Source organism: uncultured Algibacter sp. (assembly GCF_947487575.1).
Lineage (GTDB): Bacteria > Bacteroidota > Bacteroidia > Flavobacteriales > Flavobacteriaceae > Algibacter_B.
Genome location: NZ_CANKXG010000005.1, coordinates 271,503 through 283,564, shown reverse-complemented (window position 1 = coordinate 283,564; position 12,062 = coordinate 271,503). Strand labels below are relative to the sequence as shown.

The following is a 12,062-nucleotide window of genomic DNA, read 5'->3' as shown; positions in this document are numbered from 1 at the left end:
TTTTTTATCTAATCTTATCTAATAAGTTACTTAAAGTAGCAGCTTCTTCTTCTGATAAATTATCTAATAAATCATCTTTTAAATCTGCCTCTATTTCTTTTAATAAAGCTAATCCAATTTCTGTAATTTCAATATGCACAACGCGTCTGTCTCCAGGACATGGCAAGCGTTGTATTAAATGTTTATCACAAAGTTTATCCATAAGCCTTGTGGCATTAGGTGCTCGTTCTAGCATACGTGCTTTAATTTCTTGAACCTTAAGCGGTACTCCAGCACCACGAAGAATTCTTAAAATATTAAACTGTTGCGGAGACACACCAAAAGGTTTAAAAAATTCGTTATGAACACTATTTATCCAATTAGCGGTGTAAATAATGTTTAACATTGCTTTTACTTTGTTATTTACAAACTTCGATTTTATATCTTTTGAAATATCCCCCATAACTTGTTCTAGAATTATAGTGCTTCTGTAAAGGTTTTTACTTTACTTTTTAAATCAGTATTCAAATCCTCATTAGTTATTTTTTCTTCTGAAAAATTATCAAAAAATGATGGAAAACTAAACTCTGCAACTATATTTCCACCCATAAAAGGAAAACGTCCTTTTGCTATGTCTAAAACTGTGGCTCCTCCTCTAGCTCCTGATGAGGTTGCCATTAAAAGCATTGGTTTTTCGCTCCAAAGTTTGCCATCTATTCTAGACATCCAATCAAAAATATTTTTAAATACTGTGGCATAAGCGCCATTATGCTCTGCAAGCGATAGTATAATACCATCAGACGATTTAATGTGCGCTAAAAACGTTTTGGCATTATCTGGAATACCTTTTTCGTTTTCTAAATCGATACCGTAAATAGGCAATTCAAAATCGTTTAAATCTAATATGTTTACCGCTACATCTTCTACTAAGCTAGATGCATAAATTGCTAATTCTTTATTTATTGAGGTTTTACTATTACTACCTGAAAATGCTATTATATTTTTCATTGAATTATTTTTTAATCATTTCCTTAAAAGAGAAAATCTAATAATGTTATTTATTTATTTTTTTATAAAATACATAAGATACTGCTAAAGCTATTAAAGCTAAAACTGCTGTTCCTTGCTGCCCATCTCCAATCATATAATGTGCAAAAAATGCTAACACAAAAGCATAAAAGAAACCTGCATACGCCCATTCTTTTAATATTTTATACCCAGGTAACCACAAAGCTACTAAACCTAATAGTTTTATTATAGCATATGGATATATTATATATGTTGGATATCCAAAACTCTCAAATGCACCTTTAATCATTTCGTGCTGAAAAAAGTACATATTTACCGAAAATAGCATTACAGCTGTTAATACTACTGTTGCTACATAATAGATTATTTTATTTGTTTTCATTTTTGATTATTATTTTTAATTAGATGACAAAACTATGCAAAATAAATTTATATTCCAAGGAATATAATTCCATGTAATATTATTTAACAAAATATTCACTTTTTATACAGGAATTGGTTTTGTAAATTCGTGACAAATAATCAATGTATGGATATCAACTTCAATAAAAACGAAGATCACAATAAACTCTTAGTATCTGAATTACAAAAACGCCTTGCCAAAGTATGCCTAGGTGGTGGTAAATCTCGTATTGAAAAGCACAAAAGCAAAGGTAAAATGACTGCTAGAGAGCGAATTGATTATTTATTGGATAATAACGCTAAATCTATTGAAATTGGTGCTTTTGCTGGAGAAGACATGTACAAAGAACATGGTGGATGCCCTTCTGGTGGCGTAGTTATAAAAATTGGTTATGTAAAAGGCAAGCAATGTATTGTTGTGGCTAATGATGCTACCGTTAAAGCGGGTGCATGGTTTCCTATAACAGGGAAAAAAAACCTTCGCGCACAAGAAATAGCTATAGAAAACAAGTTACCTATTATATATTTAGTGGATTCTGCGGGTGTGTATTTACCAATGCAAGATGAAATTTTTCCAGACAAAGAACATTTTGGACGTATTTTTAGAAACAATGCCATTATGAGCAGTATGGGGATTACCCAAATTGCAGCAGTTATGGGAAGTTGTGTTGCTGGTGGCGCCTACCTCCCTATTATGAGTGATGAGGCTTTAATAGTTGATAAAACAGGAAGTATCTTTCTAGCAGGAAGTTATTTGGTAAAAGCTGCCATTGGAGAAAGTATTGATAATGAAACTTTAGGTGGTGCAACAACACACTGTGAGATTTCTGGTGTTACGGACTATAAAGCGAAAGACGACAAGGATGCGCTAGATAAAATTAAAACTATTGTTGATAAAATTGGAGATTACGACAAAGCTGGTTTTAATAGAATTGACGCTAAAAAACCTACTAATAACCCAGAGGATGTTTTTGGCATTTTACCAAAAAGTCGTGCAGACCAATACGATATGTATGAGATTATTAAACGCTTAGTTGATAACTCTGAATATGAAGAATATAAAGCGGGTTATGGTCAAACTATAATTACTTGCTATGCCCGTATTGATGGCTGGGCAGTTGGTATAATTGCCAACCAACGTAAATTGGTAAAAACTACAGGTTCTAAAACCAAACCTACTGAAATGCAGTTTGGTGGTGTGATTTATAATGATTCTGCTGATAAAGCTACTCGTTTTATTGCCAATTGTAACCAAAAGAAAATCCCTTTAGTTTTTTTACAAGATGTTACAGGGTTTATGGTGGGTAGTAAAAGTGAACATTCTGGTATTATAAAAGATGGTGCTAAAATGGTAAATGCTGTTAGTAATTCGGTAGTACCAAAATTCACTGTTATTATCGGGAATAGTTACGGTGCTGGTAATTATGCCATGTGTGGTAAAGCTTACGACCCACGATTGATTTTTGCATGGCCAAGTGCAGAATTGGCTGTAATGAGCGGTAACTCTGCAGCTAAAGTTTTACTTCAAATTGAAAAGGCTTCTCTTGAAAAACAAGGTGAAACATTTACAAAAGAAAAAGAAAACGAACTTTATAAAAAAATTAAAGACAGGTACGACAACCAAGCATCTCCGTATTATGCCGCTGCTAGAATATGGACGGATGCTATTATAAACCCGTTAGACACTAGAACCTGGATTAGTATGGGTATTGAAGCTGCTAATCATGCGCCCATAGAAAAACCTTTTAATTTAGGTGTTTTACAAGTTTAATTATACTTTGAAAAGTATTTAGTGCTTTAATCATTAGGGTGAAACTACAAAGTTAAACCAAAAATGAATCAACCACTCTTACAATAAGTAAAGACAAATTAAAGCGAACCTTAGTTCGCTTTAATTTTTTTATATAAAATTCTTATTTAATCTGAGTACTAAAAGGAAACAACAACTGCACACCTTTTTTCTCAGACATAGATTTTATCTCTTTTAAAATCTTGTAATTTTCTTCACCCAGCTCCTCTTTCAATATAGTTTCTTTGGCTTTAATTAAACCAAAATCTTGAAGCATTTTATCAAGGTCTTTTTCAAAAACAGGAAATTCTCGCAGAGAATAATCTTCAATTTCTGCTGCTTCGGCTGCATATTGTAAAGCTAAGTCTAAACCTCCTAACTCATCAACTAAACCATTATTTAACGCATCAACACCTGTCCATACACGGCCCTGAGCAATAGCTTCTACTTGTTCTCGAGTTAAATTTCTGCCTTGAGCTACTCGACTTGTAAACAATTCATAAACATCTAAAATACCTTCTTTTATAAAGCCACGCTGAGTATCATTTAAAGGCTCAAAAAAACTATAAGTAATTGCATTTTGATTTGTTACTACTTGCTCAGCATTAATACCCATTTTATCTGCTAACTCTTTTCCATTTGGCAACATTCCAAATACACCTATACTACCCGTAATTGTTGTAGGTTCAGCAATAATCTTATCAGCATTACAAGCTATATAATAACCACCTGAAGCAGCTAAATCTCCCATAGACACAATAACAGGTTTTACTTTTTTAGTCAATCCAATTTCACGCCAAATCAACTCACTTGCTAAGGCACTTCCGCCAGGTGAATTAATACGCAACACTATGGCCTTAATCTTATCATCTTTTCTAGCTTTCTCCAACGATTTACTCATGATACCTTGCCCTACATTATCTTCATCGCCTTCACCATAAATAATATCTCCTTCTGCATAAATAACTGCAATTCTATCTTTTCTATAATTGTTTATTTTTTTTGCAGCATATTGAGCATAATCCAAAATTGAAATTGTATTCAAATCATTTTTCATATCAATACCTACAGCATACTTGATTCCATTAACATATTCATCATGATAAACAACTTTATCAATTAAATTAGAAATTACAGCAAGATTTGGATTTCTAGCTAATAAACTATCAGCTATTATATTCAATCTTTCAACAGGAATATTTCTACTTTTAGAAATATCTTGTTTCATTTCATTCCAAAGTGAATTTAAATACGTCGAAATTTGCTCTCTGTTATTATCACTCATTTCGCTTTCTAGAAAAGGTTCTACAGCACTTTTATATTTTCCTAGCCTTACTACTTCCATTTTAAAACCAGACTTTTCTTGAAAATCTTTGAAGTACAATCGCTCTGATGACAAACCTTTAAATTCCATAATTCCCACAGGATTTATATATACCGTGTCTGCTACCGAACTTAAATAATAATCTTTTTGAGTATAAATATCCCCATACGAAACAACGAATTTTCCTGATTTTTTAAATTTCAATAACGCCTCTCTTAACGCTTTAGTTTGAGAAATTCCGGCGTTTATAAAGTTGTTATCCAGTGATATTCCTTTTATTTTGTTATCTACCGCCGCATAATTAATAGCATCGATGATATTAAAAAGACCATTTTTTTCATCTTCATTTAGAAAAGGGTATTCTGCAAACTCTGTTTTACCTGCATAGTCTTTAATTGGAAAGTCTAAAGTTAATTCTAAAACCGAATTTGTTTTCACTTTAACCACATCATCATCTCCAGAACCAAATAAAACTCCTAAAAGAATTAACCCAAAAAAACATATAACTAGAAATACAAAAATGCCAGTTACTGTTGATAATACACGTTTAATAAAACTCATGATTTTATTTTTGTATTAATTTTAAAATTCAAACGCTAAAGCTATTTAATGTTTAAATATTCTAAAGTTTTGTTTCTATGTATTTTACCTGAAGCTGTTAGCTTAAATTTTTCTAAGAAGTGAATTTCTTTTGGCACCTCATATTTATCTAAACCTTCAAGAATCGAATTATCAAAGTCTTTTTCTTTACCTTGAACAATAAGAATAAGTTTATCTCCTAAAACATCATCAAGTCTTGAAGCTACAAAAAACTCTCCAGCAATTTTCTCCTGAAGCTTACTTTCAATTTGTTCTGGATATAATTTAATTCCTCCAGAGTTTATTACATTATCATAACGCCCAAGCCACTCAAAACATGTATTAGAATATACTTTAACAATATCGTTCGTTACAATTTTATCACTTGAAAGTCTTGGTGCATCTACTACTAAACAGCCTCTAGAATCAGTAGATACGGAAATGCCTGTTAATGTATTAAAATAAGGTTCAAATTCAGAATCAACAAAATTATTTAATTTTTTTACAGCAATATGAGATAATGTTTCTGTCATTCCATAGGTTTCATAAACAACTGGTTTTTTATCTTTAATAGACTCTATTATAGAATTAGCAACTCGACCTCCACCAACAATAACAGTTTTAATACTTTTTAAATATTTGGCAAAATATTTAAGTTGCATGGGCGTAAATGCAGAAAAGCTATAATCCTTCTCATAATCAATAAGCGGGATAGCAGCAGGCTCAACCATATCCAATTCCAATCCCAAAACAATAGCACGCACAATCATCATTTTACCTGCTATAAAATTAGATGGCAAACAATGTAAAACTTTATCTCCTGGTTTGAGATTAAAGAAATCTCCTGTTACAATAGCTGATTCAACCATTGCTTGTTTTTTTATCTTTATCTTTTTTGGTTTTCCTGTAGAACCCGATGTCTTTACAGTTACATAATCTTTTGCATCTAACCAGTCTAACAAGAAATTACCCAGTTCTTGTTGAAAAGGTAACCCCTCCTTAACATAGCTGTAAGCTACTTCCATAAGGTCACCATACTTGTAATTTAAATTATCTAATCTAAATTTTAAGTGTACGTTTTTATAATTTGGTGTCATAATATTTTATCTAAAATTTTATAGTCTTCTTTTGGTGGTTCAATAACTGCGCCTAAGAGTTTATCTTTCCAATTAGACCAATTATATTTTTTAGCAAGTATAAAAAGTAATATTGGAAAAACTACAAATACAGGAACAAATATTTCTGCTAAAGCCATTTCAGAAGGGTCTGATAAATCTTTTAAGACAGAATGAGTTTGAAATGCTGTCCAGTCTGCTGTAACTAATAGAGCTGTAAATAAATTATTGGCTGCATGAAAGCCCAGAGCCAATTCTAAACCGTCATCCATTAATGTTATAATTCCTAAAAACAATCCAGTTCCTATATAATACACCATAATAACTGGCCCTAATTTACCTACTTCTGGATTTGCAATATGCATCAAACCAAAAATTAAAGATGTGATTAATAGAGGAACCCATTTGTTTTTAGCAATAACACCAATTCCCTGCATTAAATAACCTCTAAACAAATACTCCTCAAAACTTGTTTGCAACGGTATTAAAAGTATCGCTATTATTACTAATATTAAAAAAGGTTGCAAATTGAAATTGAATTGATACTCTTCTGGACTCATATAATAATCAAGTAATACAAAACTACTAGAGACTATTCCCCATAAAAAGAAAATAAACCAAAAACGCTTCCAATCTACTTTTTTTCGGGCAGTAGTTAGCGAAAGTAAAGATTGTTTATGAATAAACTTAACCCATAAAAAAAGGAGGGCTAAACCCACAGCAAATGGTAAAAGCATTTCTACTAAAAACCTATTCTCCCCTTTTGAATCTATTTCACTTTGAATAATCTTATCTACATCAAGATTAAAGGCTTTTATTGCCACAAAATTTAATACCATTAAACCTAAAAACCCAAGAGGAATTAAAAGATACTTCCAAAATTGATAATCCCCTTTATAAGCTTGTTGTATAAAATTCATAATTATAAATTAAATTTCCATTTTACTAAATTATTGTATTGCAATGTACCTTTTTTTACTTGTAATGGGCTTTCAAAATTATTAGTAAACAAACTGCCTGTTCCTAAACCTTGAGGTAATACACTATGCTTTATATAGGTGTATTGAGCTATGGCATTTAAACCAATATTACTCTCTAAAGCACTTGTTACCCACCAGCCTATATTTTGTTTTTCAGCTAATCTAATCCAGTCGTTACTTCCTGTAAACCCACCAACTAAACTTGGCTTTAAAATGATGTACTGCGGATTTATCATTTGTAGCAATTCCTGCTTCTTTGTTACAGAAAAAACACCTATTAATTCCTCATCCAAAGCAATTGGTAATGGGGTTTTTTCACAAAGCGAAGCCATATCTTCTATTTGTCCTTGCTTAATGGGTTGTTCTATAGAATGTAAATCTAAATCTGATAGTATTTTTAATTTCTCTAATGCATTTGATACTATAAATGCACCGTTAGCATCAACACGTAACTCAATATCTTTTGAAGAAAATTGATTTCTAATAGTTTTTATGAGATTGATTTCCGTCTTAAAATCAATAGCCCCAATTTTCATTTTAATACAACTGAAGCCAGCTTCTATTTTATCAGTAATTTGTTGCTTCATAAAAGCTTCACTTCCCATCCAAATCAAGCCATTTATAGCTATTGAATCTTGTCTCTGAGTAAATTTGGAAGGAAACAATTCAAATAAATTATTATTTTCTAAGGATTTAAAAGCGGTTTCTATTCCAAATTGAATACTTGGAAATTCGATTAATTCTTGCAGTAAAACGTCTAAGCCTAAATCAATATTGCTACAAACCCATTTTAACTGATCCTCGTAATCAGGTCTGTCATCTATAGACAAACCTCTAAATAGTCCACATTCACCAATACCTCGTTTATTATCAGATTCTATTATAATGAACCAAGTTTCTTTGGTTTTTAAAATACCACGAGAAGTTCCACTAGCTTGTTTGAAGTTTAATATATGCTTGTGATAAGTAGCTTTCATTGAATTTGTTTAAAGGCTTAAAAACTGTGATGAAAGCTTAATTGTATTTGCCCCTTTCCCCAACTTACAGTTTTTTGATTCATCCAACCTAATTGAAATTTCATTGTAGGCTTTAAAACATAGCCTAAACCTAGGTAAGTTCTATTTCTATCAAATAACTCAACCATTCTATTGTCTCCAATATCAGTCTGACCATTAATAAAAAGCTCATTATAAAAAGCCAAATAATAAGAGTTTTTAATTAGCTCAGTACTATTTAAAGGTATATTAAGGAAAAGATTATAACGGTATCTGGTTCTAAAATCTTGATTCTCTACAAAACGTTGTTCATACCTAAACCTATGCGTTAAATACAGTCTTTTTGCTAGCTTTTGAGGAATAAGTGCTTCTTGATAAATTCTACTTTCAAGACTAGTATCATTACTATTTCCAAACTTTCCTGTAGTTATATTTCCGTAACCTAATGTTAATAATACATTAGTATTTTTAGGCTTATAGGTTATACCAGAACGAAGTAAAAGCTGCTCTAAATCACCACCAAGGTTCCAGTTTCTATATTGTATATCTCCTTGAATACCAAATTGACTATTTTTAAATTGATGTTTAAAAAAATACATGTACCACGCACCTGTTTTGGATTGCTCTACCTGTTGAGCATGTGTAGTATTAGAAATCAAAAATACAATTAGAACAAAAAAAAGTTTTCTCATAAAAATAAGTGTTTTAATTTACAATTCTATGAAATCACCAATTCTCAGTAGCATCAAATCTTTATCTTTTTCGAAGAATTTTCGCTTTGCGACTTCATGATCTATTTCGATATAACCGAATGTATCAAAATGACAACCAAGTACTTTATCACATTCAACTAAATCACTTGCTAAAATTGCATCATCAATACCCATTGTAAAATTATCGCCAATAGGTAAAATGGCTAAATCTAATTTTGTTTGAAGTGGAATTAACTTCATGTCATATGTTAAAGCCGTATCACCAGCAATGTAAATATTTTTATGCTCGCCTTCAATCACAAAACCTCCTGGTTGTCCGCCATAACTTCCATCAGGAAATGAAGAGCTATGAATGGCATTTACATATTTAACGGTACCAAACTCAAAATCCCAAGTTCCACCATGATTCATTGGGTGCCCCTCTAAACCTAATTTTCCATAGTGTGTTACAATTTCATAATTAGAAATTATTACTGCATCGGTTCGCTTTGCAATAGCTTCTACATCTAGAATATGGTCTTGATGAGCATGTGTAACTAAAATATAATCTGCCTTTAGAGTACTAATATCAATATTTGAAACCTTAGGGTTACCTGTAATAAAAGGATCTACTAAAATATATGTGTCTTCAATTTGAATTCCTAAACAGGCATGACCGTAAAATGTGATTTTCATTTTAAATAAATTTAAATTTTTGTTGTATTAAATATACTAAAATGGCAGTAAATGACCTATTCCCATTAATACAGCTAACAGCACAGTTGTTAATGCTAATTTTTTAAGTTCTGAATCAAGTAACTTAGGGTCTTGGTTGTTATTTATTCTTTTTAAATGTAGTAATAAAGGAACATACGCAATCATAAAAATTAAATTATAAGGTGAAGTATAATATAGTATCCCAAATAATCCGGAAAGTATAATTGCTCCAAAAATCAGAAAATTATGATATAACTTAACTTTATTTTCTCCTAATTTAACTGCTAAAGTGATTTTATTTGATTTTTCGTCGGTCAATCTATCACGCATATTATTAAGATTTAATACTGCTGTACTTAATAATCCAATGGTAAAGGCAGGTAAAAAAGTAACATGATCTATCTGTTTTGCAAATAAAACATAACAGCCAATAACGCTTGCTAAACCAAAAAAAGTAAATACAAAAATATCTCCTAAACCTTTATACCCATAAGCATTATAACCCATAGTGTAACGAATTGCTGCAACTATAGAACCAATTGCTAGCAAAAAGAAGAAAAGAGTAAGAAAAAAATGTTTTACACCAAAGGCACAAAATATAAGAGCAAAAGCAAAAACTATTGAAATAATTATATTTAACTTAATAGCATTTATTAGTTCTTCTGGAGAAATCTCGCCAGATTGTATGGCTCTTACTGGTCCAATACGCTCTTCATTATCTGTTCCCTTAACACCATCTCCATAATCATTTGCAAGATTTGAAAGAATTTGAAAACTAAGGGTTGTAAGTATCGCAAGAATAAAAATATCCCATCTAAATACGCCATTATAATGTGCTAAACATCCAGCTATAATAATACCTGCAATTGATAAGGGTAGTGTTCTTAAACGCATGGCGGAAACCCAAGTGGAAATATTCTGCATTATGGAATCCATTTTTTATCAAAATTAGGCTTACGCTTCTCTAAAAAAGCATTTCTGCCTTCTTTTGCTTCATCAGTCATATATGCTAAACGTGTTGCTTCTCCTGCAAAAACTTGTTGCCCTACCATACCATCATCAGTTAAATTCATAGCAAATTTAAGCATTTTAATAGATGTTGGAGATTTTGCTAATATTTCTTGAGCCCAACTATAAGCCGTACCTTCTAAATCATTATGAGGAATTACTGCATTAACCATTCCCATATCATAGGCTTCTTGTGCAGAATAATTTCTTCCTAAAAAGAATATCTCTCTTGCTTTCTTTTGACCTACCATTTTTGCTAAATAAGCTGAACCATAGCCACCGTCAAAACTTGTAACATCGGCGTCTGTTTGTTTAAAAATAGCATGCTCTTTACTAGCAAGGGTTAAATCGCAAACCACATGCAAACTATGTCCGCCACCAACAGCCCAGCCAGGAACTACAGCTATCACAGCTTTTGGCATAAAACGAATTAAACGTTGTACCTCCAATATATTTAAACGATGGTAACCATCTTCACCTACATAACCTTGTTTCCCTCTTGCTTTTTGATCACCACCACTACAAAACGAATAAACACCATCTTTTGTAGATGGGCCTTCAGCAGATAACAATACTACTCCTATATTTACATCTTCATTTGCATCATAGAAAGCATCATATAATTCACTTGTTGTTTTTGGCCTAAAAGCATTTCGTACATCCGGTCTATTAAATGCTATTCTAGCAACGCCATTACACTTTTTATAAGTGATATCTTGATACTTTTTGACAACTACCCAATCCGGTTTATTCATGTTTATTTTTATTTTATCCAAAAATAAATTTATTTCATTAAATGAGCGATTTCATTTAAAAAAACTTTTTTACATCATTGAAATAATGCAAATTATAATTTATCAATGCCTTTTATATAAAATTACATTTTACTTAAAAGAACATATTAATAATTAATAAGACAACAAATATTTACATATTAAATTAAGCAAATAACAAAACCGTAAAAATAAGCATAAGTACGTATTGTTTGTAGCTATTTATTTGTTAATTTTGACTTATAATACTTCATATATTAACATTTTATTGATAAAAAATTGCATTTAATCGAAAAAAAAAGTATTTTGCCGAGTATTTAACCCAAAACGCCTATGTTATTAACAATTACTCTAATTATTTCCGGACTAGTAGCTTTAAATTTATTATTACTCAAGTTTAGTTGTAACAAAACAATTAAACCAAAGAAAGTTGATAGAAAACCAGTTATTTTAAATACACGTATATCTATACCAACTTCTCAGCAAATACTTGCTCCTACTGGAAGTTAAACTTATTTATCCTTATTAAAATTGTGACTAAATATATTTTTTAGTGTCTAAAAATTACAATTTAAAGACGCTAAACCATGTTACCTATAATATACTCTGTTTTTCTATTTGCTTCCATTTTTTTGGGACTTTTTTTACTTTTACATGTTTATGTAAGAAATAAAAATAGT

At 31.0% G+C, this 12,062-nt stretch carries 12 protein-coding genes; 1 reads left to right on the top strand and 11 read right to left on the bottom strand.

What is annotated here, in order from left to right:
* Window positions 1-4: 4 nt before the first annotated feature.
* From Q0870_RS07420 to Q0870_RS07410, 3 genes are read right to left on the bottom strand one after another with little or no spacing between them, the layout of a single operon-like run.
* Window positions 5-442 (bottom strand): MarR family transcriptional regulator, encoded by a 438-nt coding sequence (locus Q0870_RS07420; protein ID WP_298553919.1) that lies wholly within the window; start codon window positions 440-442, stop codon window positions 5-7.
* A gap of 14 nt (window positions 443-456) precedes the next feature.
* A complete protein-coding gene (locus tag Q0870_RS07415) occupies window positions 457-987 on the bottom strand; it encodes an NAD(P)H-dependent oxidoreductase (protein ID WP_298553916.1) in 531 nt (176 codons plus the stop codon).
* A gap of 46 nt (window positions 988-1,033) precedes the next feature.
* Complete coding sequence (locus tag Q0870_RS07410; protein ID WP_298553913.1) at window positions 1,034-1,390, bottom strand: DoxX family protein; 357 nt, start codon at window positions 1,388-1,390, stop codon at window positions 1,034-1,036.
* Window positions 1,391-1,537: 147 nt separating this feature from the next.
* On the opposite strand from Q0870_RS07410, the gene Q0870_RS07405 reads away from it, so the two are divergent.
* Window positions 1,538-3,181, top strand: a complete 1,644-nt coding sequence (locus Q0870_RS07405) for a carboxyl transferase domain-containing protein (protein ID WP_298553910.1) — start codon at window positions 1,538-1,540, stop codon at window positions 3,179-3,181.
* 142 nt (window positions 3,182-3,323) lie between these two features.
* Here Q0870_RS07405 and sppA read toward each other — a convergent pair whose 3' ends face one another.
* The 8 genes from sppA to Q0870_RS07365 are packed head-to-tail and all read right to left on the bottom strand — an operon-like array spanning window position 3,324 to window position 11,364.
* Window positions 3,324-5,084 carry a signal peptide peptidase SppA gene (sppA, locus tag Q0870_RS07400; protein WP_298553907.1) on the bottom strand — a complete coding sequence of 587 codons (1,761 nt, stop codon included), beginning with the start codon at window positions 5,082-5,084 and terminating at the stop codon, window positions 3,324-3,326.
* 41 nt (window positions 5,085-5,125) lie between these two features.
* Window positions 5,126-6,199: an AMP-binding protein gene (locus Q0870_RS07395; protein ID WP_298553905.1), complete on the bottom strand. Its 1,074-nt coding sequence runs from the start codon at window positions 6,197-6,199 to the stop codon at window positions 5,126-5,128.
* Window positions 6,196-7,137, bottom strand: a complete 942-nt coding sequence (locus tag Q0870_RS07390) for a type II CAAX endopeptidase family protein (RefSeq protein ID WP_298553903.1) — start codon at window positions 7,135-7,137, stop codon at window positions 6,196-6,198. Before Q0870_RS07390 ends, Q0870_RS07395 begins: the two co-directional genes overlap by 4 nt.
* 2 nt (window positions 7,138-7,139) lie before the next feature.
* Window positions 7,140-8,174: an o-succinylbenzoate synthase gene (locus Q0870_RS07385; protein ID WP_298553901.1), complete on the bottom strand. Its 1,035-nt coding sequence runs from the start codon at window positions 8,172-8,174 to the stop codon at window positions 7,140-7,142.
* 17 nt (window positions 8,175-8,191) lie between these two features.
* Window positions 8,192-8,884 carry a DUF2490 domain-containing protein gene (locus Q0870_RS07380; protein ID WP_298553898.1) on the bottom strand — a complete coding sequence of 231 codons (693 nt, stop codon included), beginning with the start codon at window positions 8,882-8,884 and terminating at the stop codon, window positions 8,192-8,194.
* Window positions 8,885-8,902: 18 nt separating this feature from the next.
* Window positions 8,903-9,580 (bottom strand): metal-dependent hydrolase, encoded by a 678-nt coding sequence (locus Q0870_RS07375; RefSeq protein WP_298553896.1) that lies wholly within the window; start codon window positions 9,578-9,580, stop codon window positions 8,903-8,905.
* A gap of 36 nt (window positions 9,581-9,616) precedes the next feature.
* Complete coding sequence (gene menA, locus Q0870_RS07370; RefSeq protein ID WP_298553893.1) at window positions 9,617-10,537, bottom strand: 1,4-dihydroxy-2-naphthoate octaprenyltransferase; 921 nt, start codon at window positions 10,535-10,537, stop codon at window positions 9,617-9,619.
* Complete coding sequence (locus Q0870_RS07365; protein WP_298553890.1) at window positions 10,525-11,364, bottom strand: 1,4-dihydroxy-2-naphthoyl-CoA synthase; 840 nt, start codon at window positions 11,362-11,364, stop codon at window positions 10,525-10,527. The genes menA and Q0870_RS07365 overlap by 13 nt, the downstream gene beginning before the upstream one ends.
* Window positions 11,365-12,062: the final 698 nt, after the last annotated feature.

Bases quoted from the DNA above. Each gene is read 5' to 3' on its own strand.
- Q0870_RS07420 (WP_298553919.1), bottom strand. From the start codon at position 442: ATGGGGGATATTTCAAAAGATATAAAATCGAAGTTTGTAAATAACAAA.
- Q0870_RS07415 (WP_298553916.1), bottom strand. From the start codon at position 987: ATGAAAAATATAATAGCATTTTCAGGTAGTAATAGTAAAACCTCAATA.
- Q0870_RS07410 (WP_298553913.1), bottom strand. From the start codon at position 1,390: ATGAAAACAAATAAAATAATCTATTATGTAGCAACAGTAGTATTAACA.
- Q0870_RS07405 (WP_298553910.1), top strand. From the start codon at position 1,538: ATGGATATCAACTTCAATAAAAACGAAGATCACAATAAACTCTTAGTA.
- sppA (WP_298553907.1), bottom strand. From the start codon at position 5,084: ATGAGTTTTATTAAACGTGTATTATCAACAGTAACTGGCATTTTTGTA.
- Q0870_RS07395 (WP_298553905.1), bottom strand. From the start codon at position 6,199: ATGACACCAAATTATAAAAACGTACACTTAAAATTTAGATTAGATAAT.
- Q0870_RS07390 (WP_298553903.1), bottom strand. From the start codon at position 7,137: ATGAATTTTATACAACAAGCTTATAAAGGGGATTATCAATTTTGGAAG.
- Q0870_RS07385 (WP_298553901.1), bottom strand. From the start codon at position 8,174: ATGAAAGCTACTTATCACAAGCATATATTAAACTTCAAACAAGCTAGT.
- Q0870_RS07380 (WP_298553898.1), bottom strand. From the start codon at position 8,884: ATGAGAAAACTTTTTTTTGTTCTAATTGTATTTTTGATTTCTAATACT.
- Q0870_RS07375 (WP_298553896.1), bottom strand. From the start codon at position 9,580: ATGAAAATCACATTTTACGGTCATGCCTGTTTAGGAATTCAAATTGAA.
- menA (WP_298553893.1), bottom strand. From the start codon at position 10,537: ATGGATTCCATAATGCAGAATATTTCCACTTGGGTTTCCGCCATGCGT.
- Q0870_RS07365 (WP_298553890.1), bottom strand. From the start codon at position 11,364: ATGAATAAACCGGATTGGGTAGTTGTCAAAAAGTATCAAGATATCACT.